Consider the following 23,008-nt stretch of genomic DNA (forward strand, 5'->3'; position numbering starts at 1 on the left):
CATGCGCGGGCGCCGTGTCACCCACGTCTCCCGCACAGGCAGCGCCGCGCATGCGCCGCGGCGCGCCTGCCTCGGCCTGCTGCTGGCCGTGCCGGTGCTGGCGCTCGCCGCGCCGGCGACGCCGGCCACGGCGGCCGCCCCCAAGCCCGCGTGCACGATTCCCGACGCGGTCGATCCCGAGCACCACGACGGTTTCTGCACGCTGCCCGCGCCGATCCGCGCCTTCGTCGCGCGCCAGGACACCTGCACCCATTTCGCCGGCGAAGAGCCCTACGACGCGGCGCGGCGGCGCGAACTGGAGCAGGCGATGGCCAAGTACTGCGACGGCAACGAACAGACGTGGGCGACGCTGCGTGCACAGTACCGCCAGGATCCGCCGCGCGACGCCTGGCTGCGCCGCTACGGCGAGGATGCGGGTCTCGAGCTGCCGTGATGACGGCTTGCCGGCCGGCAAGGTGGCGCCCTTGCGGGCATCGGCGTCGGCCCTGACGGCTGTCGACATCGGCCGGCTTCGCGTCTTCGCTCGTCGCGGCTGAAGCCGCCCCTACATAAATGGGTTGGAAGCTGCGCCGCGTTTCTGTAGGAGGGACTTCAGTCCCGACCCATGGAGCGATCAGTCTTCCTTCATGCGAACACGGCTGCGCCTGCGACGCACAGGTGCTGCGGACTCACGCCGCCACCGCGCCGCCGTCAACCGCACTCACGATCCAGTCCCCTTCGATCGCCTCGCATCGCAAGCCCGCACGCTGCGCTACGGCTGCCCACCACGCTGCCGCAACAGCGACGGCGAATCCAACTGCAGTCCACCGCCTTCGCGATTGAGCGTGCGCAGGCGTGCGCCCAGCGTCGCCAGGTTGGCATCGATCTGCGCCAGGTCCGCCTGCAGCGGCGCCGGCAGCAACCCGCGCAGGCGCGTCTGCAGCGCGGCGCCGTCGTCGTGCAGCGCCGCGATCCGCGCCTGTCCCTGCACCTGCAGCCAGGCACGTTCCTGCGCCTGCGGCAGGCCATAGCCCGGCTGCCCCTGCAGCAGGCTCGCCGGTTGGCTCAGTAGCCCCTGCTCGGCCAGCACGGCACGCACCGCGCTGGCGGCGTCACGCGTGTCGGCACCCGCATCGCCCGCACCGGCCACCGCGGTCGGCAGCGGCTTGCCCAGATAGCGCCGCTTCAATGCATCGCGCCCACGCTGTTCGGCGCGGCGGCGCGCGGCGTTCTCCAGCAGCAACAAGGCGGCACTGGCACTCAGGTCGCCACGCTCAAGCCACGGCGCGCGCTGCGCGGCCGGCAGGTCCAGCCACGCGTCGGCATTGCGCGCCGGTAGCGCCAGCCCGCTGCGCGCCACCGCGAACATCTCCGCGAAGTGCGCGCTCGCCGCCGGGAAGTAATAGCCCTCCCGCACCGCCGCGTCGGCATTGTCGAGTACCGACGCATCGGCGATGCCGGCCCGTACCAGGCGCCGGCGCAATCCGGTCGGGCTGATCCCGGACAGGTGCGCGGCCGCCAGCCGCGGCACGCCGTCTTGCAACAAGGCGTAGGTCTCCACCGCGCAGTTGTTGCTCAGGAAGTAGTAGCGGCCGTCGTAGCTCCAGTGCAGTTGCGCGGCGCGCTCCAGCAGCGCGGCGATCTCTTCGCGCGACAGCCGCAACGGCAGCGACTGCAGGCCGCGCAACTGCACCTGGGTGTAGTCGTCCACCACCTGGCGCAGCGGCAGCACGAACAGTCGCGACGGGTAGGAGCCGGTGAGCCCGCGCAGGTTGGAAATCTGCACGTCGTCGACGAAGGCGCGGAACGACAGCACCCGGTGCTCGGCCAGGTCCAGCCGGCATGCCGGGCCCAGCGGCCGCCCCGGCGCGCAGATCACCAGGCGCAGCATGCTGTGGCCCCAGTGGCTCATCGGCTGCGCATTGCCTTCGGCCAGCAGGTAGTCCACCGCGTAGATCCGCGCCGGGTCCACCTGCAGCAAGGCGGCCGCGTCGGCCAGCGGGTCCTGCACGAACACCTGGCCGGGCGCGCATGCGCTCGCCGGCGGCGTCCATGCCAGGCGCGCGGCGAAGTAGCGGGCCAGCGCCGGCCGCCGGCAGGCGTAGTCCGGATCGAGCAGGAAGTGCTCGAGATTCACCGCCACGAACTCGGCCGGCGACTGCAATTCGTAGCGATCCGGGCTGCGCTCGGTGAACCGGTTCTGGCCACGGCGCAGGCCCAGGCGCATCGGGCTGACCTGCCAGCCGGCCAGATCCAGCAGCCGCGGATCGGACGAGAGATGTCCGGCCGTGGAGCGGTCGTAGAAGTGCGCCAGTTCGTGCAGCAAGGCGGCCAGCGCCGGGCGCCGTGCCGGGTCGGCGACCGGATCGGTGTCGCGCCCCGGCGTCGCCATCCAGTCGCGCAGTAGGCGCTTGTTCAACAGCAGGCGCCTGGCCTGCGCGCGCCCGTGCACCTGCGTGGGGAGATCGTCGCGCCACTGCAGCGGCAGTCCTGCGGGTAGCGCCGCGGTCCAGGCCGGTGGCAGTCGCGCCTGCGCCGCGGCCAGCACGGCCTCGCTGGCCGTGCGCTCGGCGGGACTCAGCCCTGTCTCATCGACAGCGAGCGGCGCGGCCGCTGCGTGCACCGCAGCGGCCAGCGCCAGCAACGCCAGCCACCGCGCGCGCAGGCGCCGTGGCCGGCGCGGGATCACAGCGCCAGGATCGCCTGCGCCAGTTCCAGGTCGCTGGCCTGTTGCGCCTGCGGGTTGCGCTCGCGCAACACGCGCAGCGCCGCTTCCAGTTGCACGCCGCGGATGCGCCCGGCGCTGGCGACGAAGCCGGCCGCGTCGTCGCGCGCCTGCAGCACCACCTTGTCGTTGTTGGAACTGCTGTCCGAGGACGCCGAGCTGCCGGCCGAGCCGGCCGAGGCCGAACCGGCGGAGCTGCCGGCGAAGCTGGACGCCTGCGCGAACGCGGGCAGGATCAGGGCGAACAGCAGGGCGCAGCGCGCGGTCACTCGGGTCATTGCAATCGTTCCAAACGGGATCGTGAAAAAGGGGACGGCCAGCGCCGCGCCGCATAGCCTAGCGGTCCGCCCCGCGCAGCGCCTGAACGGGCCGCGCGGCAGCGGTGCCAGGCCGGACTCAGGGGTCGAACAGCTTGCCCGGATTGAGCAGCCCAGACGGATCGAACACGCGCTTGACCGCGCGCATCAACGCGATCTCCTCGGCGCTGCGCGTGCTGTCCAGGTAGGGTTTCTTGACCAGGCCGATGCCGTGCTCGGCGGAGATGCTGCCGCCGTGCTCGGCCAGCACCTGCGCCAGCAGCTTGGTGACCTGCTCGCAGGCGGCGATGAAATCCGCCGGCGCAGTGGCCTCGGGCTTGAGCACGTTGATGTGCAGGTTGCCGTCGCCGATGTGGCCGAACCACACCACCTCGAACTGCGGGTAGGCCTCGCCGAGCAGCGCCTGGGTCCGCGCCAGGAACGCCGGCATCGCCGAGATCCGCACCGACACGTCGTTCTTGTAGGGGGTGTAGCGCGCCACCGCCTCGGTAATGCCTTCGCGCAGGCGCCACAGCTGCGCGGCCTGCGCCTCGCTCTGGCTGATCACCCCGTCCAGCACCCAGCCCTGCTCCATGCAGGCCTCGAACGCGGCCAGCGCCGCGGCCTCCTGCGCCTCGTTGCCGCTGGCGTACTCGGTGACCACGTAGTACGGATAGACGGTGTCGAACGGCGCCTGCGCGCCATGCGCCAGCACGTGCTGCAGCGCACGGTCGGTGAAGAACTCGAACGCCTCCAACTGCAGCCGGCTGCGGAATGCGGCGAACACCTGCATCAGCACCTCGAACGAGGGCAGCGCCAGCAGCATCACGTTGCTCGGCGGCGGCGGATCGGTGAGGCGCAGGGTGGCTTCGACCACGATGCCGAGGGTGCCTTCGGAGCCGATCAGCAACTGGCGGAAATCGTAGCCGCTGGAATTCTTGATCAAGCCGCGATTGAGTTCGAGCAGTTCGCCGCTGCCGGTGACCACCTTCAACCCGGCGATCCACTCGCGGGTGTTGCCGTAGCGGATGACGCGGATGCCGCCGGCATTGGTGGCGATGTTGCCGCCGATCGAGCACGACCCGCGCGCGGCGAAGTCCACCGGGTACAGCAGCCCGTGCTCGCGCGCGGCGTTGTGCACCGCTTCCAGCGGCATGCCGGCCTGCACGGTGAGGGTGCGGTCGACCGGATCGAAGGCCAGCACCTTGTTCATCCGCTCCAGGCTCAGCACCAGTTCGCCGTGCGCGGCCACCGCGCCGCCGGACAGGCCGGTACGGCCGCCGGAGGGCACCACCGCCACCGCGTGGTCGTTGGCCCAGCGCAGCACCGCCTGCACCTCCTCCACCGTCGCCGGCAACGCGATCGCCAGCGGCGCCGGAGCCCAGCGCCGGGTCCAGTCGCGGCCGTAGTGCTCGAGGTCGGCGGGATCGGTCTTCAGGCGCAGGCCGGGAACGGCAAGGGCCAGGGCATCCAGGCGCGGGTCGGTCATAAGTGGAGAGGTCGAAGCGTAGACAATCGTTCAAGCGTGCCAGCCTTGCGCAACGGCGTCCAGTTCGCTGCCAGCAGGTCGCCGCGTTTGCAAATCCCCACTCCCCACGCCCGAATCCCCGACGGCCGCCGCCAATCGATGCACCTGAAACCGTCCGCCGGCGTTGCATCCACGGCCTCCCGGCATCCTATTGCGGCGCACCAAAGCGCGGAGCCATCTGGCATAGTGATCGGCCCGTTGGCCATCGCTTCCTCGCCGCAATGTCGCCCAAGAAGACCTCGTTTCCGAAGCAGGATATCCGCGTGCTGCTGCTCGAAGGCATCAGCCAGACCGCCGTCGACGTGTTCCGCGCGGCCGGCTACTCGCAGATCGAACTGCACGCCAAGTCGCTGCCGGAAGACGAGCTCAAGCAGCGCATCGCCGAGGCGCACATCGTCGGCATCCGCTCGCGCACCCAGCTCAGCGCCGAGGTGCTGGCCCACGCCAAGCGCCTGATCGCGGTCGGCTGCTTCTGCATCGGCACCAACCAGGTCGACCTGGATGCCGCCGAACTGGCCGGCATCCCGGTGTTCAATGCGCCCTACTCCAACACCCGCAGCGTCGCCGAGCTGGTGATCGCCGAGGCCATCCTGCTGTTGCGCGGCATTCCGCAGAAGAACGCCGAATGCCACCGCGGCGGCTGGTCGAAGTCGGCCGCCGGCAGCCACGAGACGCGCGGCAAGGTGCTGGGCATCGTCGGCTACGGCCACATCGGCACCCAGGTCGGCGTGCTGGCCGAGGCGCTGGGCATGCAGGTGATCTTCCACGACATCGAGACCAAGCTGTCGCTGGGCAACGCCCGCACCGCCACCGACTTGGACGACCTGCTGGCGCGCTCGGATGTGGTCACCCTGCACGTACCGGAAACCGCGGCCACCCGCGACATGATCGGCGCCACGCAGCTGGCGCAGATGAAGCCGGGTGCGCACCTGATCAACGCCTCGCGCGGCACGGTGATCGACATCGATGCCCTGGACGCGGCGCTGCGCAGCGGCCACATCTGCGGCGCTGCGGTGGACGTGTTCCCGATTGAACCCAAGGGCAACGGCGACCTGTTCGAATCGCCGCTGGCCGCGCACGACAACGTGATCCTGACCCCGCACGTCGGCGGCAGCACGCTGGAAGCGCAGGACAACATCGGCGTGGAAGTGGCGGCCAAGCTGGTGCGCTACAGCGACAACGGCAGCACCCTGTCGGCGGTGAACTTCCCCGAGGTGACCCTGCCCGAGCACGCCGAGAGCCTGCGCCTGCTGCACATCCACCGCAACGTGCCGGGCGTGCTGTCGCAGATCAACGAACTGTTCTCGCGCCACAACGTCAACATCGACGGCCAGTTCCTGCGCACCGACCCCAAGGTCGGCTACGTGGTGATCGACGTCGGCGCCAGCGAGGAGCAGGCGGCGGTGCTGAAGGAGGAACTGGCGCAGGTGGCGGGGACGTTGCGGACGCGCATTCTTTACTAGCGGGGATTGGGGACTGGGGATTCGTGGGTGCGCTGCGCGCCCGGACCCTCACCCCAACCCCTCTCCCGGAGGGAGAGGGGCTCAGCCATCCGACCGGAGCCGGCTTCTCCCTTCTCCCCTCGGGAGAAGGTGCCCCGAAGGGACGGATGAGGGTACGGGCGCAGCCTCGTGCAGCTGAAACACCGCATGCGCTTCGCGCCCGACCCTCACCCCAACCCCTCTCACGGGGGGAGAGGGGCTGATGCGCTGCGCTTCAACCACTTCTGCGCCATGCGCCGCAGCGACGGATCCAGGTCCGCTTCGTCCAGCAATTCGGCGATGGGGCGCCAGGCCAGGGCCAGCGACTCGGCGCTGACCGCGAAGACGTCATCGGCACCGGCGCGGACCACGTAGCGTGCGTCGTAATGCCAGTGCCCCGGCACCTCGCCGCGGGCGGGAATCCAGTGCCGGTCCAGGTCGAAGATCGCGCCATCCTCTAGTGCCAGGCCTGGCAGCCCGGATTCTTCCTCGGCCTCCTTCAAGGCCACCCGCGCCAGATCGCGGTCGCCGTCGGCGTGGCCGCCCAGTTGCAGCCAGCGCTGCAGCTTGCGGTGATGGGTCAACAGGGTGCGCGTGCCGTCGGCGCTGACCAGCCAGGCCGAGCCGGTGAAATGGCCGTCCAGGCGGGCGCGCACGAACGGATCGGCGGCATCGTCGAGCAAGGCCAGGAACTGCGCGGCGACCTCGGCCTGGTCCGGGCACTGCCCGGCATGGGCCTGCAACTGCTGGCGTAGGGACGACTCCGGCATCGGCGTTCTCGCATTCGGGGGCGGCCATTATCGCCGTCCACGGTGCAGCGCGGCTTGTGGCGGCCGGCCGGCTTTGGCATGGTACGACGCTTGCGTCGCCCGCTGCGGGCCCGGCGCTTCGCCATTGCCGGGGCCGCTTGCCCCGTACCGCCACCTGGGGATGCACCGAATGCTCAAGTCTTTGCTGAGGGTCAAGCCGATCGAACCGGCCGGTCACGTCGATGCCGGCGAACCGTTCGAAGGCAGTCTGGAGGGCGAAGCCACCCTCAAACGCACCCTCACCGCCAGACACCTGATCCTGCTCGGCATCGGCGCGGTGATCGGCGCCGGCATCTTCGTGCTCACCGGCCAGGCTGCGGCCAATCATGCCGGCCCGGCGGTGATGCTGTCGTTCGTGTTCGCCGGGCTGGCCTGCGCCTTCGCCGGCCTGTGCTATGCCGAATTCGCGGCGATGCTGCCGGTCTCCGGCAGCGCCTACTCGTACTCCTACGCCACGCTCGGCGAAGGCGTGGCCTGGTTCATCGGCTGGTGCCTGGTGCTGGAATACCTATTCGCGGGCTCCAGCGTCGCGGTGGGCTGGTCGGCCTACCTGATCAGTTTCGTCACCGGCACCCTCGGCCTGCCCTTCCCCGCGGAACTGGCCAGCGCGCCGCTGACCTGGACCGGCCACGCCTTCGTCGCCTCGGGCAACATCGTCAACCTGCCGGCGGTGCTGATCGTGGCCGCCGTCAGCACGCTGTGCTACGTCGGCGTCACTCAATCGGCCTTCGTCAACGCCATCGTGGTGGCGATCAAGGTGCTGGTGATCTGCCTGTTCGTCGGCGTCGGCATCTTCTACATCAACCCGGACAACTGGCATCCGTTCATCCCGGAAAACACCGGCCCGGGCGAGTTCGGCTGGAGCGGCATCTTCCGCGCCGCCTCCATCGTGTTCTTCTCCTATATCGGCTTCGATGCGGTCTCCACCTCCGCCGGCGAAACCAAGGACCCGCAGAAGAACATGCCGATCGGCATCCTGGTGTCGCTGGCCATCTGCACCGTCATCTACATCATCGTCTGCGCGGTGCTGACCGGCCTGCTGCCCTACACCCAGCTCGGCACCGCCAAGCCGGTGGCCACTGCGCTGGAGCACTATCCGCAGCTGGCCTGGCTGAAGACCTTCGTCGAGATCGGCGCCATCGCCGGCCTGTCCTCGGTGGTGCTGGTGATGCTGATGGCGCAGCCGCGCATCTTCTACACCATGGCGCGCGACGGCCTGCTGCCGAAGCTGTTCGGCAAGGTGCACCGCCGTTTCCACACCCCCTACGTCGGCACCGTGGTGGTCGGCGTGCTCGCGGCGCTGCTGGCCGGACTGATTCCGCTGGACGTGCTGGGCGAACTGGTGTCGATGGGCACCCTGCTGGCCTTCGCCACGGTCTGCGTCGGCGTGATGGTGCTGCGCTTCACCCGTCCGGATCTGCCGCGTCCGTTCCGGGTGCCGCTGTTCTGGGCGGTGTGCCCGCTGGGCGCGCTGTTCTGCGTGGGCCTGTTCTTCCAGGCATTCCAGGAACACTGGAAGGTGTTCGTCGGCTGGACCCTGATCGGCCTGTGCATCTACTTCTTCTACGGCATCCGCAACAGCCGCCTGGCCGCCAAGGCCTGATCCCCTCCCCCGAAGACCGGCGTCCGCGCCGGTCTTCGCGTTCGCACCCCTTCCTCGCACGCCGCGCCCGGCTGGAACCGCTCGATGCTCAAACAACTCTTGGCCACCAAACACCCCCATGCCAGCCACGAGGACGCCGGCGGGCTGGGCCTGCAACGTGTGCTCGGCCCCTGGGGCCTGACCGCGCTGGGCATCGGCGCGGTGATCGGCGGCGGCATCTTCGTCATCACCGGGCAGGCCGCGGCCAACCACGCCGGGCCTGCGATCATGCTCTCGTTCGTGCTGGCCGCGGTGTGCTGCGCGTTCTGCGCGCTGGCCTACGCCGAGTTCGCGGCGATGGTGCCGGTCTCCGGCAGCGCCTACACCTACACCTACGCCACCTTCGGCGAACTGGCGGCCTGGTTCATCGGCTGGATGCTGGTACTGGAGTACGGCGTGTCGGCCTCGGCGGTGGCGGTCAGCTGGACCGGCTATTTCCTGAGCCTGCTCGACCACTTCAACATCCATCTGCCCGCGGCCCTGGTCAACGCGCCCCTGGACGGCAAGCTGCAGCCCACCGGGGCGATCGCCAACCTGCCCGCCGCCGGCATCGTGCTGCTGCTGACCTGGCTGTGCTACGTCGGCATCCGCAAGTCCTCGGCGATGAACATGGCGATGGTGGTGCTGAAGAGCGGCCTGATCGTGCTGGTCATCGCCGCCGGCTGGAAATACGTGGACCCGGCCAACTGGCACCCGTTCATCCCGGCCAACGAAGGCCCGGGCAAGTACGGCATGGATGGCGTGCTGCGTGGCGCGGCGATGGTGTTCTTCGCCTACATCGGCTTCGAGGCGGTGTCGGTGGCGGCGCAGGAATCGCACCGGCCGCAGCGCGACCTGCCGATCGGCATGATCCTGTCGCTGGTGATCTGCACCGTGCTGTACATCGCCATGGCCGCGGTGATGACCGGGCTGGTGCCGTTCGCGCAACTGGGCACCGACGAGCCGGTGGTGACCGCGGTCGCCGCGCATCCGCAACTGGGCTGGCTGCGCGTGGTGGTGGAGGTCGGCGCGCTGATCGGCCTGTCCTCGGTGGTGCTGGTGATGATCATCGGCCAACCGCGCATCTTCATGATCATCGCCCGCGACGGCCTGCTGCCGCCGGTGTTCACCAAGATCCACCCGACCTACCGCACCCCGCACGTCAACACGGTGATCACCGGCATCGGCATCGCCCTGCTGGCGGCGCTGTTCCCGCTGGACGTGCTGGGCGAACTGACCTCGATGGGCACCCTGATCGCCTTCGCCGCGGTCTGCGCCGGCGTGCTGATCCTGCGCCGCACCCAGCCGGACCTGCCGCGGCCGTTCCGCATCCCGTTTGCGTGGCCGATCTGCATCGCCGGCGTGCTCAGCTGCCTGGCGCTGCTGTCGGCGATGACCGCGCATAACTGGATGCTGATGGCCGGCTGGACGGTGATCGGCCTGGCGATCTACTTCGGCTACGGCTACCGCCACAGCCGCCTGCGCGGCAGCCAAGGCTGAGCGGAGAGCCCCTCTCCTTCCGGGAGAAGGGTTGGGGTGAGGGTCCGGCGCGCGAAGTGCTGCACCCAGCTGGCGACACGTGGCTTTGCCCGTACCCTCATCCGCCCCTGCGGGGCACCTTCTCCCGGTGGGAGAAGGAAAAAGCCGTAGCCCCTCTCCCCCCGGGAGAGGGGTTGGGGTGAGGGTACGGCGTGAGGAGGTGCTACTGGGTGCACCACCACCTGTCATCCCAATCCAGCGATCAAGCCCTACACTACGCGCATGAACGCACTGCCCTACGATTCCGAGCGCCTGCGCACGCTGGCGCACCTGCTGATCGACAACATCCGCGAGCTCTCGCAGGCCGGCTGGACGCCCGCCACCAGCAGCAACTTCTCGCACCGCCTGGACGATCGCCATGCCGCGATCACCGTCTCCGGTCGCGACAAGGGCCGGCTGGTCGAGGACGACATCATGGTGGTGGACTTCGACGGCCAGGCCGTCGGCCGGCCGCTGCGCCCGTCCGCCGAGACCCTGCTGCACACCCAGCTGTACCGGCGCTTCCCCGAGGTCGGCTGCATTCTGCACACGCACTCGCCGGTGCAGACCATCGCCTCGCGCCTGTATGCGCCGCAGGGCCATATCCGCCTGGAAGGCTACGAGCTGCTGAAGGCGCTGCACGGCAACCAGACCCACGAGACCGCGGTGGACCTGCCGGTGTTCGCCAACACCCAGGACATGACCGTGCTGGCGGCGCAGGTCGACGCCCTGCTCGATCGCACGCCGCTGTGGGGCTACCTGATCGACGGCCACGGCCTGTACGCCTGGGGCCGCGACATGGCCGAAGCGCGCCGCCACCTCGAAGCCTTCGAGTTCCTGCTGCACTGCGAGCTGGAGCTGCGCAAGCTGCGCGCCGCCGGCTGATCCGCCGCGGCGCGACAGCGTTCCAGCGCCGCAACGGCCGCCGGCCGCGCACCTGCTACCCTTTTCGTCCCCACTGACGCTTTCGCCCGCCGCCATGAGCCGACTCCGCATCTTCGCCGACACCACTCCCGACGCGCCGCTGTTCGACAGCCGCGATGGCGACGCGATCGCCGCTGAACTGCGCAAGATCGGCGTCACCTTCGAGCGCTGGCAGGCCAACCAGCCGATCGAGCCCGGCGCCTCGCCGGACGCGGTCATGGCCGCCTACAAGGCCGACATCGACCGCCTGGTCGCCGCCAACGGCTTCAAGACCGTGGACGTGGTCAGCATCGCCCCGGACAACCCGCAGCGCGAGGAGATGCGCAAGAAGTTCCTCGACGAGCACTTCCACAAGGAAGACGAGGTGCGCTTCTTCGTCGCCGGCTCCGGCCTGTTCACCCTGCATGTGGACGGCAAGGTCTACGAGATCGAGTGCGTGCAGGACGACCTGATCGCCGTGCCCGACGGCACCCACCACTGGTTCGACATGGGCCCGGAGCCGCGCTTCATCGCGATCCGCTTCTTCACCGAGCCGGACGGCTGGGTCGGCCACTTCACCGGCACCGACATCGCCCAGCGCTTCCCGCGCTACGAGGCGAAGCTGCGCGGCGAGGCGCACTGAGCGATGACCGATCCGCGCGTCGTACTCACCGACATCGAAGGCACCACCAGCAGCATCTCCTTCGTCAAGGACGTGCTGTTCCCCTATGCGCGCCGCGCCCTGCCCGGCTTCGTGCGCGAGCACGGCCAGCAGCCGCAGGTGCGGCAATGGCTGGATGCCGTCGCCAGCGAATGCGGCGGCATCTGCACCGATGCGGTGATCGTGGAGACCCTGCAGGGCTGGATCGACGAGGACCGCAAGCACACCGCGCTGAAGGCGCTGCAGGGCATGATCTGGGAAGCCGGCTACCGCGATGCCGACTTCACCGCGCACATCTATCCCGATGCCGCGCCGGCGCTGCGCCGCTGGCATGCCGACGGCCGCGCGCTGTACGTGTACTCGTCCGGCTCGGTGCCGGCACAGAAGCTGTTCTTCGGCCACAGCGACGCCGGCGACCTGCGCGGCCTGTTCTCCGGCTGGTTCGATACCGAGATCGGCGGCAAGCGCGAGCAGCCCAGCTACGCGCGCATCGCCGAGGCGATCGGGGTGGCGCCGGCGCAGATCGTGTTCCTGTCCGACGTGGTCGCCGAACTGGATGCGGCCCGCGCCGCCGGCCTGGACACGGTGCTGATCGACCGCCGCGACGATTACCCGCAACCGCGCCAGGGCGAGGCCTGCAACGGCCACCGCCGCGCGGAGAGCTTCGCCGACCTGGGCTTCTGAGTCCCCACGCATGCGCAGGCCTGTCGCTGCCTTGATGGCCGCCCTGGCGGCGTTGCGGCGCCCGTTGGCCGTGCTGCGGCGCCGGCTGCTGCCGGCCGCGCTGCTGGCGCTGGCGCTGCCCGCCTGCCATTCCGATACCGGCGCCATGCCGGCCGGCGCGGCCGACACCGCGCAGGACGAGGCGGCGCAGGATCCGGTCGACCAGGCGCAGCTGCGCCAGGCGCTGGGGTCGCTGCAGGCGCAGCGCCCGGGCATCCCCGACCTGTACGTGGTGGGCTTCGCCGGCGACGCCAGCGAGGACGTGTTCCGCAACGAAGTGCTGTACCTGCGGCAGATGTTCACGCAGCGCTTTGGCGCCGCTGGCCGCATCGCCACCCTGATCAACCACGGCGACAATCTCGGCGCGCACGCCTACGCGCCGCAGGCCTCCTACGACAACCTGGCCGATACGCTGGACCGCATCGGCAAGCTGATGGACAAGCGCGAGGACGCGCTGCTGCTGTTCCTGACCAGCCACGGCACCGAGCAGCACGAGCTGTATCTGCAGTTCGGCCCCGGCGAGGATGCCGAGTACGACACCATCACCCCGCAGGAACTGCGCCGCCTGCTCGACGACGCCGGCATCCGCAACCGCATCATCGTGATCTCCGCCTGCTACTCCGGCGGCTTCGTGCCGGCGCTGAAGACCGCCGACACCCTGGTCATCACCGCCGCCCGTCGCGACCGGCCCTCGTTCGGCTGCGGCAACACCGCCAGCGCCACCTATTTCGGCCGCGCCTGGTTGATCGACGCGCTGGCGCGCACCACCGATCTGGTCGACAGCTATCGCCTGGCCAATGCCGAGATCAGCGCACGCGAGCAGGCCGAAGGCGAGGCGCCGTCGTATCCGCAGCTGTACGTGGGCGCGCGCATCGGCAGCTGGCTGCAGCACTGGCGCGCGCAGTTGCCGAACGCCGCCGCACCGCCGTATCCGTATCCGGAGCCCGATGCGGACGACGCGGCGGATGCGGACGATGGCGAGCAGAGCCTCAAGCGTGGCGCAGCGACCGCGCCAGACACGGCGGCGCGCGCGCAGAACCCCGCACCGCCGACGAAGCGCACGCCGGCGCGGTGACGCAACCGCGCAGGACGCGGGGTCGACTGTATGCGACGTCGCGCGCACTCGCGTGTTTGCCGGCCGCTCCTGCCCTCGACCGCGTAAGCCCGACCCCGTGTAGCAGGCCGAAAGGATGAGAGTGATTCGCGTTCGATCGCGACGTGTGAGCGCTCGCTAGAATGCCTCCCGCAGCAAGCCAGCCCGCGTTTCGCCAGCCAACTGCGCCCCCGATCCGACCGCCCGCCAGCCTTCGCTCGCCAGCCAGGATCATTTGGTTTTGTAGGCCTCCTTCGTGGAGGTTTTTTTGTTTCTGGGGTTCGGTGTGGCGCGTGTGGAGCGCGAGCCTCTTGCCGTTGGCGGTGGATGGCGCGACCGTCTTACCGCGCTTGTCGCGGCTGAAGCCGCTCCTACGTGGGCCCGACGCTGCGAGGCGCTGATCGGCGCCCTGTGGGAGGGGCTTCAGCCCCGACGCCTGGGACGCATGGCGACTAAAGCTCTGTCGCGACAGTGACGGTGACCGGGCACGCAGCATCGCTGCGCACGTATCTGCCGGCCGTCACCGACCACCGCATCTGATCAAGGGCTCGCGTCCTGCAATCGATAGCTGCCGCTGGCGTGCTGCTCGCCGCGCCAGCGGTCCAACGCACGGACCTCGATGCGGTGCGCACCCACGCTCAGATCGGTCGGCAAGGCGCCGCGCCACAGGTGTTGCGACGGAATCGCTTCCGGCGACCGATCGTAGCCGCGCAGCGCATCGGCGGCATCGTCGCGCGCGTTCTCGGCGAGCAGCGTCGGGTCCGGCTGTTCGACCCGCTGCATCGGCTTCCAGGCGCCGTCGTCCACGCGGTACTCGACGCGCGTGTCGTCCTCGCCCATGTACACGTTCGCGTACACGCCCCAGGCCGGATAGGCACCGCGGCGCAATACCTTCGGCGCATGCAGGCCGATCTGGGTGTCGTCGGCGGCACGCGCGGCGTGGTAGGCAAGCGCATAGCCGCCGTCGCGGCGCACGGTCAGCAGCGCATAGCCGTTCGGGGTGCCGTCGGCCATGGTCGCGGCGGGAATGCCCTCGTCATCCTTGACCCCGGACCAGAACGCGCCGCAGGCCGCGCCGACGTTGTATTCGTGCAGCGGCTGCGCACCGTGCCAGCCCTCGTCGGCACCATGGTAATAGTGGCGTTGGGTGTGGCTGTGGCCGCTGAGCACCAGCACATGCGGGAACGCCTGCAGCAGCGCGAACAGCCGCGCGCGATCGGCATGGCGGAAGGTCTCCTTGCCGGGCGCCGCATCGAACAGCGGGATGTGCAGGCCCAGCACCACCAGCCGCTCCTTGGGCACGCTGGCCAGGTAGGCCTGCAGGAACGCGAACTGGTCCGCGCGCAGGCCGCCGATGTACTTGGGCTGCTGCGTCGGCTGGTAGACCACGTCGTCCAGGAACACGAAGCTGGCGCCGCCCTCTTCCACCGCGTAGGTGTCGGGACCGTAGACCGCACGCCAGCTCGACAGCGAATCGACGTCGTCGGTCGCGTCGAAGTTGAGGTCGTGGTTGCCGGGCACATGGAACCACGGCACGCCGAGCTTGGCGGTTTCCGCATTCAGCGCCGGATACAGCGACAGGTCGTCGCTGACCACGTCGCCCAGGGTGGTGCCGATGCGCGCATGGGTCTTGCCGCGCAAGGGCGCGACGATGTCGCGGGCGTAGTAGCCGACATCGGTCATCGACGCGGTCTGGGTATCGGCGAACACCAGCACCTCGGTGCTGTCGGCCTTGGGCTGCGCGCGCAACGCGAAGTCCCAGTGGTCCGTGGCGCCGCGGGTGGGTGCGATGCCCGGATACTTGAGCGTGGGCGAGCCGGCGGGCGCGTAGTGCCGCCAGTAGTCCGGCAGGCCGTTGCCGGCGCTGGCGAAGCTGTAGCCATCGGGCTTGATCACGAACACCGTGCGGCCGGGCTCCACCTGCAGGCGGTAGCGGCCCTGCGCGTCGGTGCGGACGATGTGCACGCCGTCGGACACCTGCACGCCGGCGATGCCGGCATCGCCCGGGCCGCGGCCCGGGGCGTTGTCTCGTTCCTGGTAGACGCTGCCGCTGATCGTCGCGGTCTGCGCCACGGCGGGAGCGGCGGCGGCCAACAGGCAGGCAAGGACGACGGTGCGCAGCATGCGGAACATCCGGAGAAGCCGAGGGCCCCCGATTGTAGCCAACGACATCGACACCGCGATGACCGCGCCGGACAGACTCAGCGGTGCCGCGCTTCCAGCACGGCCACCGCGTCGGCCAGGCCCAGGCCGCGTGCGCGCAGCAGCACGGTCAGGTGGTAGAGCAGATCGGCGGACTCGCCGAGCAGTTCCTCGTCGCCCTGGGCGACGCCGGCCAGTGCGGTCTCCACGCCCTCCTCGCCCACCTTCTGCGCAATGCGCCGCGTGCCTTTCTCGAACAGCTGCGTGGTGTAGCTGCCCGCAGGCCGTTCGCGCTCGCGCTGCGCGACCAGCCGATCGAGCGCGCCCAGGAACTGGCCCGGCGCCTGCGGGAAGCAGCTGTCGCGGCCGAGGTGGCAGGTCGGCCCGCGCGGATGCGCCAGCACCAGCAGGGTGTCGCGGTCGCAATCGGTGTCGATCGCCACTACGTCAAGGACATGGCCGGAGCTTTCGCCCTTGGTCCACAGGCGCTGTTTGCTGCGGCTGTAGAAGGTGACCTGGCCGCTGCGGCGCGTCTGCGCCAGCGCCTCCTGGTTCATATAGCCCAGCATCAACACGCGCAGGGTGGCGGCGTCCTGCACCACCACCGGCAGCAAGCCGTCGCCCTTGCCCCAGTCCAGCGCCGCATCGGCGGCGTCCGCGTCGTGGGAGTGTTCATGCGCCATCGCGCACCTCGATCTGTCGTTGGCGCAGGAAGCGCTTGAGTTCGGGAATGGGGATCGCGCCGCTGTGGAAGACGCTGGCGGCCAGCGCGCCGTCGACGTCGGCACGCTCGAACACGTCGGCGAAGTGCTGCATCTCGCCGGCGCCGCCGGAGGCCACCAGCGGCACCTTGCACAGGGCGCGCACCTCGTGCAGTTGGGCGATGTCGTAGCCGCGGCGCACGCCGTCGTTGTCCATGCAGTTGAGCACGATCTCGCCGGCGCCCAGGCGCTGCGCCTCCACCACCCAGTCCAGGGTGCGCATGCGCAGCGCCTGGGTCTTGCTGGGGTCGCCGGTGAAGCGGCGCACGCGCCATTGGCCGTCGTCCTCGCGGATCGAATCGATGCCGACCACCACGCACTGCACGCCGAACGCCTCGGCCAGCTCGGCGATCAGCGCCGGCCGCTCGAGCGCCGGCGAATTGATCGAGATCTTGTCGGCGCCGGCGTGCAGCACCGCGCGCGCGGTGGCGACGTCGCGGATGCCGCCGGCCACGCAGAACGGGATGTCCAGCAACCGCGCCACCTTCTCGACCCAGGCGTAGTCCACCGAGCGCCCTTCCGGACTGGCGCCGATGTCGTAGAACACCAGTTCGTCGGCGCCCTGGTCGCGGTAGCGCAGCGCCAGCTCGGCGATATCGCCCATGTCCACGTGGTCGCGGAACTTGACGCCCTTGACCACGCGTCCCTCGCGCACGTCCAGGCACGGGATGATGCGCCGGCTCAGCATGCCAGCGCCTCGTCCAGGCGCAGCCGCCCTTCCAGCAAGGCCTTGCCGAGCACGGCACCGGCGCAGCCGGCCTCGCGCGCGCCACGCACATCGGCAGCGTTGCGGATGCCGCCGGAGGCCTGCACCGCCAACGTCGGCGCGAGCTGCCGCAGGTGCGCGTACAGCGCCAGGTTCGGCCCGGACAGCATGCCGTCGCGGGCGATGTCGGTGCACAGCAGGTGAATCAGGCCGGCCGCGGCGTACTCGCCGGCCAGCGCGTCCAGGCTCAGCGACGAGATCTCGGTCCAGCCGTGCACCGGTAGGCGCCAGACGCCGTGCGCGTCCTGGCGGCTGTCCAGCGCCACGGTGATGCGCTCGGGACCGAATTCGGCCAGCCACTCCAGCACCGACTCGCGGTCGCGTACCGCCAGCGAGCCGATCACCACGCGGCTGGCGCCGGCATCGAGCAGGCGCTGCACGTCGGCGCGCGAGCGCACGCCGCCGCCGGTCTGCACCTGCAGCCCGGTCTCGTTGCGGATCCGCTGCAGCAGCGGTGCCAGGGTATAGCCGCCAGCGCGGGCCGCATCCAGGTCGACCAGGTGCATCCACTGCGCACCGGCCTCGGCGAAGGCCTGCGCGCGGCGCAGCGGATCGTCGCCGTAGTGGGTCTCGCGGGCGTAGTCGCCCTGCGCCAACCGCACCACGCGGCCGTCGCGGATGTCCAGGGCGGGATAGACGACGAAGCTCATGGGAAATCGGTCTCGAGGAAGTTGCGCAGGATGCGCGAGCCGGTGTCGGCAGAGCGCTCGGGATGGAATTGCGCGCCGCAGCGGCGACCATGCTGCACCACCGCCGTGAACAGGCCGCCATGATCGCAGGCGGCGACCGTGTCGCCTGTGACCGGTGCGGCATAGCCGTGCACGAAATAGGCGCTGGCACCGTCCGGCACGCCCGCCAGCAACGACGACGGCCGCAGCGGCAACAGCCGGTTCCAACCCATGTGCGGCACGCGGATGCCCAGCGCCGGCGGCATGCGCCGGACCACGCCGGTCAGCAGGCCCAGGCAATCGACATCGCCTTCTTCGGAATGCTCGAACAGCAATTGCATGCCCAGGCAGATGCCGATCAGCGGCACCTGTAGCGCGCGCAGCGGCTCGAGCAGGCCCTGCTCGCGCAGCCGCGCCATCGCATGCGGTGCCGCCCCCACGCCCGGCAGGATCACCCGCTCCGCGCCCTGCAGACCGGCCGCGTCGCGCACCAGCCGCGGCTCCACGCCGAGCCGCTGCAGCGCATAGCGCACCGAACCGAGGTTGGCGCCGCCGGCGTCGATCAAGGCCACCGTGCTCATCGCAGCCTCCGCGTGTCCACGACGCGCCGGTTCACAGCACGCCCTTGGTCGAGGGCAGCGCTGCACCCTCGCGCTTCAGCGCCTGGCGCAAGGCGCGGGCCAGCGCCTTGAAGCAGGCCTCGACCTTGTGGTGGTCGTTGTCGCCGCGCACGCTCAGGTGCAGGTTCAGCCCGGCCGCATCGCACAGCGAGCGGAAGAAGTGCGGTACCAGTTCGGTGGGCATGTCGCCGACCCGCTCGCGCTTGAACTCGCCTTCGAACACGAAGTACGGGCGCCCGCTGAAATCCAGCGCGGCGCTGGCCAGGGTCTCGTCCATCGGCAGGGTGAAGCCGTAGCGGCCGATGCCGCGCTTGTCGCCCAATGCCTGGCGCAACGCCTGGCCCAAGGCCAGGCCGGTGTCCTCGATGGTGTGGTGTTCGTCGATGTGCAGGTCGCCCTCGGCACGCACGTCCAGGGCGAAACCGCCGTGCTTGCCGATCTGCTCGAGCATGTGGTCGAAGAACGGCAGACCGGTGGCGCAGTGCGGGTCGCGCGCCAGGTCCAGGTCCAGGTCCACCGCGATGCGGGTTTCCTTGGTGTCGCGCTGCACCCGCGCACGCCGCGGCGCATCGGCAAGCTCGTGGGCGATGCCGGCCCAGTCCCACTCGCCGCCGAACTGCGCGGTACGCAACTGGAAGCCGCGGATGCGCAGGTTCCCGGCGAACTGGATGTCGGTGACGCGGTCGCCGACCATCGCCGAGCGCGCCCAGTCGATACTGCGGTCCTGCAGGTACGGCAGCATCAGGCCGATGCCGGGCTTGCGCGTGGGCGCATTGTCGGCCGGCCAGCTGCGGTCGACCAGCACCTCGCGGAACACGATGCCCTGGCTGGCAAAGATCTGCAGCATCAGGTCGTTGGGCCCGTCGAAGGCGGCCTGCGGGTAGGCCTCGCTGCCCAGGCCGTCCTGGTTGGTGACGATGACGAACTGGTAGCCGGCGTCGCGCAGCTTGAGCATCGCCGGGATCACGCCCTGCACGAAGCGCAGCTTCTCGTAGGCATCGATCTGGAAATCGGCCGGCTCCTCGATCAGGGTGCCGTCGCGGTCCACGAACAGGATCGGGGTCATGCCGCCGCCCTCCATGCCTGCAAGGCGCCGAGCACGCGCTGGTTCTGCGCCGGCGTGCCCAGGGTGATGCGCAGCGCATCGCCCAGGCCCGGCGCGGCGCGCTGGTCGCGCACCACCACCCCGGCCACCAGCAGCGCCTGGAACGCGCCCTCGGCGTCGTCGAAGCGCAGCAGCAGGAAATTGCCCTGCGACGGATACACCTGGCGCACGCCCGGCAACGCCGCCAACGCGGCCTGCATGCGCGTGCGCTCGGTCCGCACCTCCTGCACCCGCGCCGCGGTCTGCCGCAGCGGTTCGGGCTGCAGCGCGGCCAGCGCCAGCTGCGTGCACGGCGCCGGAATCGGATACGGCGCCTGGCAGCGGCGCAGCACCGCGATCAGCGCTGGATCGGCGATCACGCAGCCGATCCGCGCCGCCGCCAGGGCGTGCGCCTTGGACAGCGTGCGCAGCACCGCCAGGTTGGCATGGCGCGCGAGCAAGCGGGTGGCCGAGGCTTCGTCGGAAAACTCGCCATAGGCTTCGTCCACCACCAGCACCGCACGTCCCTGCAGGCGCTCGGCGGCGCGATCGATGTCGGCCAGGGCGATCGCCGCACCGCCGGGGTTGCCCGGCGAACACAGGAATACCAGCTTGGCCATCTGGCTCAATGCGGCGTCCACCACCGCGTCCACGTCGGTCAGCAGGCCCTCGGCGGTATCGCGCAGCGGCACCTCGACCACGCGCGCGTTCTGCAGCCGCGCGCACACCGCGTACATGCCGAACACCGGCGGGGTGATGACGATGGCGTCGCGGCCCGGCTCGCACAGGGCGCGCAGCAGCAGGTCGATGGCCTCGTCGCTGCCACGGCCGAGCAGCAGTTGTTCCGGGGCGCAGGCGTACAGCTGCGCCAGTGCGGCGCGCAGCGCCGGCGGCTGCGGGTCGGGATAGCGGCGATTGCCGGCGTCGCCATCGGCAGCGTTGGCCCAGGCCGACTCGTTGGCATTGAGCCAGATCTCGCCCTGCAGCGCACTGCTGCGCGCGGACGAATAGCCGGCGAACTCGCGCAGGTCCGGGCGGACCAACGCCAGCACGGCGCGTGCGTCTGGAGTCCGGCTCATGCCGCCTTCTCCATGCGCAGCGCCACCGCGTTGGCGTGCGCGTCCAGACCCTCGGCGCGCGCCATCAGCACCGCGCAACCGCCGATCGCGGCGATGCCGGCGGCGCTGGCGCTCTGCACGCTGACGAAGTTCTGGAAGCTGGCCACGCTCACGCCGCTGTAGGCACGCGCCGCGCCGCTGGTGGGCAGCACGTGGTTGGTGCCGCTGCAGTAATCGCCCAGCGCCTCCGGAGTGTAGTCGCCCAGGAACACCGAGCCGGCGGCCTCGACCCGGTCCAGCCAGTCGCGCGGCGCGCGCAGCGCCAGGATCAGGTGTTCCGGGGCGTAGCGGTTGCTGATGGCGAAGGCATCCTCCAGCGTGTCGACGCCGATCAGCCGCGACGCGGCCAGCGCCTGCCGGGCGATCGCCGCGCGCGGCAGCGTCGCCAGCTGCCGCTCCAGTTCGTTCTCCACCGCCTCGATCAGCGCGGCGCTGTCGGACAGCAGCAATACCTGCGAGTCGGGGCCGTGCTCGGCCTGCGACAACAGGTCGGCGGCGACGAAGGCCGCATCGGCGCCGGCATCGGCGATCACCAGCACCTCGGACGGCCCGGCCGGCATGTCGATCGCCGCCGCGCCGGCCTGCGCGACCTGTTGCTTGGCTTCGGTGACGTAGCTGTTGCCCGGACCGAACAGCTTGTCGCAGGACGGCACGCTTTCGGTGCCGTAGCCCATCGCCGCGATCGCCTGGGCGCCGCCGAGCTTGAACACCCGGTCGACGCCGCACAGCGTCGCCGCGACCAGCACCGCCGGGTCGGCCGAGCCGTCGGCGCGCGGCGGCGTGCACAGCACCACCTCGCGACAACCGGCCAGCGCCGCCGGCACGCACAGCATCAGCGCGGTCGACGGCAGCGGTGCGCTGCCGGCCGGCACGTACAGGCCGACCCGGCCGATCGGCCGCACCACGCGCTCGCAGACCACGCCCGGCGCGGTCTCGACCGCGTACGGCTGCGCCATGCCGGCGCGGTGGAAGGTATCGATCCGCGCCGCCGCCTCGGCCATCGCCGCGCGCAGCGGCGCCGGCACCGCCGCCTCGGCGGCGGCGAACTCGGCGGCGCTCACTTCGAAGGTCTCCAGCACCACGCCGTCGAAACGCGCGGTGAGATCGCGCAGCGCGCCGTCGCCGCGGCTGCGCACGTCATTGAGCACCTGCGCCACCGCGTTGCGGGTCTGCTCGGCCACGCGCTGCACCGGCCGGGTCAGCGCCTGGGTGCGTTCCTGCGCGTCGAGCGCGCTCCATTCCAAACGATTCATGCCAGCGACCGCTCCACCGTCAACACCATCAAGCCCTGCGCGCCCGCGCGCTCCAGTTCCTCCATGCGCTGCCAGGTGATCGCACCGTGGCACATGGTCTGCAACTGCAGCGGGCCATCGGCATCGCCGGGCAGTTGCACCAGCGGTTCGGCGTCGGGCAGCAACCGCGCCAGGTCGGCGACGCGCTCGCGCGCGGCGCGGAACATCAGCAGCTTGCTGTCGCGCAGCTTGAGCACGCCGTCGAGCCGGCGCAGCAGCATCGCCGCCAGGCCGGCGCGGGCGTCGGCCGGTTCGCGCACCGGGCCGGCCAGCACCGCCTCGCTCTCCAGCAGCGTCTCCACCGGCTTGAGCTGGTTGGCGGCCAGGGTGGCGCCACTGGAGACCAGATCGCAGATCAGGTCGGCGGTGCCCAGGCGCGGCGCGATCTCCACCGAGCCGGACAGCTCAACCACCTGCGCGGCGATGCCACGCGCGTCCAGCCAGTCGGCCAGCACCGCCGGGTAGCTGGTGGCGATGCGCAGTCCCTGCACCTGCTGCGGACCGCTCCACTCCCAACTGTCCGGCACCGCCAGCATCAGCCGGCACTGCCCGAAGTTGAGCCCGCGCAGGGCACGATAGGCCTCGGGCAGGCCATTGCAGCGGCGCTCGCCGGCCTGCTCTTCGAGTTCGTTGCGGCCGACGATGCCGAAGTCGCACACGCCGTCGGCGATCAGCCCGGGAATATCGTCGTCGCGCACCAGCAGCAGGTCGACCGGCAACGATTCGCCGTAGCAGAACAGCTTGTCGCGGCTCTCGCGCCAGCTCAGCCCGCAGGCGGCCAGCACCGCACGGGCCGGCTCGGCCAGGCGGCCACTCTTCTGGATCGCGATACGCAGCCGGTCGCGGGCCGGTGCTGCCAGGGAAGCACTCATCAGGACATCTCAGTGGGAATCGGAGGGGCGCGCCGTCTGCCGGCGCAGCGCCGCGGCATAGCCGCCGGCGCCGTATTCCAGGGTCCGTGCGACACGGCCGATGGTGGTGACGCTGACCTGGGTCAGGTCGTGTATCTCGCGGTACGGCACGCCCTTGAGCAGCAGCGGCACCACGCGCCAGCGGTCCGCCATCGCCTCCAGCTCGGCCGGCGTGCACAGGTCCTGCAGGAACGCCGCCACTTCCTGCGGCTTGCCGAGCTGGGCCAGGGTGCGCGCCAACGCCTTGAACGAGGCGTCGCTGTCGCGGTCTTCTGCTGGGACGGGACGTTGTTTCATTGCGCTAATGTA

Annotated in this window: 22 protein-coding genes; 8 read left to right on the forward strand and 14 right to left on the reverse strand. The window is 70.4% G+C overall.

What is annotated here, in order from left to right:
* Position 1 precedes the first annotated feature (1 nt).
* Complete coding sequence (locus CEK69_RS10480; protein ID WP_152245437.1) at positions 2–433, forward strand: hypothetical protein; 432 nt, start codon at positions 2–4, stop codon at positions 431–433.
* 318 nt (positions 434–751) lie between these two features.
* Here the strand turns inward: CEK69_RS10480 and CEK69_RS10485 are convergent, their stop codons facing one another.
* The 3 genes from CEK69_RS10485 to CEK69_RS10495 all read right to left on the reverse strand — a co-directional run bounded on the left by CEK69_RS10485 (position 752) and on the right by CEK69_RS10495 (position 4,489).
* Complete coding sequence (locus CEK69_RS10485) at positions 752–2,668, reverse strand: DUF4105 domain-containing protein (RefSeq protein WP_226975118.1); 1,917 nt, start codon at positions 2,666–2,668, stop codon at positions 752–754.
* Positions 2,665–2,982 carry a DUF2388 domain-containing protein gene (locus CEK69_RS10490; protein ID WP_010341821.1) on the reverse strand — a complete coding sequence of 106 codons (318 nt, stop codon included), beginning with the start codon at positions 2,980–2,982 and terminating at the stop codon, positions 2,665–2,667. Before CEK69_RS10490 ends, CEK69_RS10485 begins: the two co-directional genes overlap by 4 nt.
* A gap of 118 nt (positions 2,983–3,100) precedes the next feature.
* Positions 3,101–4,489 carry an FAD-binding oxidoreductase gene (locus CEK69_RS10495; RefSeq protein ID WP_152245439.1) on the reverse strand — a complete coding sequence of 463 codons (1,389 nt, stop codon included), beginning with the start codon at positions 4,487–4,489 and terminating at the stop codon, positions 3,101–3,103.
* 260 nt (positions 4,490–4,749) lie between these two features.
* Here CEK69_RS10495 and serA point away from each other — a divergent pair, with 260 nt between their 5' ends.
* The gene (gene serA, locus CEK69_RS10500; RefSeq protein ID WP_152245441.1) at positions 4,750–5,991 is read left to right on the forward strand and encodes a phosphoglycerate dehydrogenase; all 1,242 of its coding nucleotides are present in this window, start codon (positions 4,750–4,752) and stop codon (positions 5,989–5,991) included.
* A gap of 221 nt (positions 5,992–6,212) precedes the next feature.
* On the opposite strand, the gene CEK69_RS10505 is transcribed toward serA, so the two are convergent.
* Positions 6,213–6,779, reverse strand: coding sequence for an NUDIX hydrolase (locus CEK69_RS10505; protein WP_152245443.1), 567 nt, complete (start codon positions 6,777–6,779; stop codon positions 6,213–6,215).
* Positions 6,780–6,948: 169 nt separating this feature from the next.
* On the opposite strand from CEK69_RS10505, the gene CEK69_RS10510 reads away from it, so the two are divergent.
* From CEK69_RS10510 to CEK69_RS10535, 6 genes are all read left to right on the forward strand, one after another.
* Positions 6,949–8,421: an amino acid permease gene (locus tag CEK69_RS10510; RefSeq protein WP_017912141.1), complete on the forward strand. Its 1,473-nt coding sequence runs from the start codon at positions 6,949–6,951 to the stop codon at positions 8,419–8,421.
* 84 nt (positions 8,422–8,505) lie between these two features.
* Positions 8,506–9,939, forward strand: a complete 1,434-nt coding sequence (locus CEK69_RS10515; protein ID WP_152245445.1) for an amino acid permease — start codon at positions 8,506–8,508, stop codon at positions 9,937–9,939.
* 261 nt (positions 9,940–10,200) lie between these two features.
* Positions 10,201–10,842: a methylthioribulose 1-phosphate dehydratase gene (locus CEK69_RS10520; protein WP_017912143.1), complete on the forward strand. Its 642-nt coding sequence runs from the start codon at positions 10,201–10,203 to the stop codon at positions 10,840–10,842.
* A 94-nt stretch (positions 10,843–10,936) separates the two neighbouring features.
* The gene (locus CEK69_RS10525) at positions 10,937–11,503 is read left to right on the forward strand and encodes an acireductone dioxygenase (protein WP_017912144.1); all 567 of its coding nucleotides are present in this window, start codon (positions 10,937–10,939) and stop codon (positions 11,501–11,503) included.
* Positions 11,504–11,506: 3 nt separating this feature from the next.
* Entirely contained in the window at positions 11,507–12,205 is a 699-nt protein-coding gene (gene mtnC, locus CEK69_RS10530; RefSeq protein ID WP_017912145.1) for an acireductone synthase, read from the forward strand.
* A gap of 34 nt (positions 12,206–12,239) precedes the next feature.
* Positions 12,240–13,319: a C13 family peptidase gene (locus tag CEK69_RS10535; protein WP_152245467.1), complete on the forward strand. Its 1,080-nt coding sequence runs from the start codon at positions 12,240–12,242 to the stop codon at positions 13,317–13,319.
* A 558-nt stretch (positions 13,320–13,877) separates the two neighbouring features.
* Here the strand turns inward: CEK69_RS10535 and CEK69_RS10540 are convergent.
* The 10 genes from CEK69_RS10540 to CEK69_RS10585 all read right to left on the reverse strand — a co-directional run bounded on the left by CEK69_RS10540 (position 13,878) and on the right by CEK69_RS10585 (position 22,996).
* Positions 13,878–15,461 (reverse strand): calcineurin-like phosphoesterase family protein, encoded by a 1,584-nt coding sequence (locus CEK69_RS10540; RefSeq protein ID WP_193313956.1) that lies wholly within the window; start codon positions 15,459–15,461, stop codon positions 13,878–13,880.
* 77 nt (positions 15,462–15,538) lie between these two features.
* The gene (hisIE, locus tag CEK69_RS10545; RefSeq protein ID WP_152245449.1) at positions 15,539–16,162 is read right to left on the reverse strand and encodes a bifunctional phosphoribosyl-AMP cyclohydrolase/phosphoribosyl-ATP diphosphatase HisIE; all 624 of its coding nucleotides are present in this window, start codon (positions 16,160–16,162) and stop codon (positions 15,539–15,541) included.
* Complete coding sequence (gene hisF, locus CEK69_RS10550) at positions 16,152–16,928, reverse strand: imidazole glycerol phosphate synthase subunit HisF (protein WP_152245451.1); 777 nt, start codon at positions 16,926–16,928, stop codon at positions 16,152–16,154. The genes hisIE and hisF overlap by 11 nt, the downstream gene beginning before the upstream one ends.
* Positions 16,922–17,656, reverse strand: coding sequence for a 1-(5-phosphoribosyl)-5-[(5-phosphoribosylamino)methylideneamino]imidazole-4-carboxamide isomerase (gene hisA, locus CEK69_RS10555; RefSeq protein ID WP_152245453.1), 735 nt, complete (start codon positions 17,654–17,656; stop codon positions 16,922–16,924). Before hisA ends, hisF begins: the two co-directional genes overlap by 7 nt.
* Entirely contained in the window at positions 17,653–18,255 is a 603-nt protein-coding gene (hisH, locus tag CEK69_RS10560) for an imidazole glycerol phosphate synthase subunit HisH (RefSeq protein ID WP_152245455.1), read from the reverse strand. The genes hisA and hisH overlap by 4 nt, the downstream gene beginning before the upstream one ends.
* 31 nt (positions 18,256–18,286) lie before the next feature.
* On the reverse strand, positions 18,287–19,360 hold the full coding sequence (gene hisB, locus CEK69_RS10565) for a bifunctional histidinol-phosphatase/imidazoleglycerol-phosphate dehydratase HisB (RefSeq protein WP_152245457.1): 1,074 nt from the start codon (positions 19,358–19,360) through the stop codon (positions 18,287–18,289).
* Positions 19,357–20,457: a histidinol-phosphate transaminase gene (gene hisC / locus CEK69_RS10570; RefSeq protein WP_152245459.1), complete on the reverse strand. Its 1,101-nt coding sequence runs from the start codon at positions 20,455–20,457 to the stop codon at positions 19,357–19,359. The genes hisB and hisC overlap by 4 nt, the downstream gene beginning before the upstream one ends.
* The gene (gene hisD, locus CEK69_RS10575) at positions 20,454–21,749 is read right to left on the reverse strand and encodes a histidinol dehydrogenase (RefSeq protein WP_152245461.1); all 1,296 of its coding nucleotides are present in this window, start codon (positions 21,747–21,749) and stop codon (positions 20,454–20,456) included. Before hisD ends, hisC begins: the two co-directional genes overlap by 4 nt.
* Positions 21,746–22,660 carry an ATP phosphoribosyltransferase gene (gene hisG / locus CEK69_RS10580; RefSeq protein WP_043091908.1) on the reverse strand — a complete coding sequence of 305 codons (915 nt, stop codon included), beginning with the start codon at positions 22,658–22,660 and terminating at the stop codon, positions 21,746–21,748. The genes hisD and hisG overlap by 4 nt, the downstream gene beginning before the upstream one ends.
* Positions 22,661–22,669: 9 nt before the next feature.
* Positions 22,670–22,996 carry a YerC/YecD family TrpR-related protein gene (locus CEK69_RS10585; RefSeq protein WP_017908286.1) on the reverse strand — a complete coding sequence of 109 codons (327 nt, stop codon included), beginning with the start codon at positions 22,994–22,996 and terminating at the stop codon, positions 22,670–22,672.
* Positions 22,997–23,008: the final 12 nt, after the last annotated feature.

The sequence above is a fragment of the Xanthomonas sp. LMG 12462 genome, from assembly GCF_009192885.1.
GTDB classification, from domain to species: domain Bacteria; phylum Pseudomonadota; class Gammaproteobacteria; order Xanthomonadales; family Xanthomonadaceae; genus Xanthomonas_A; species Xanthomonas_A sontii.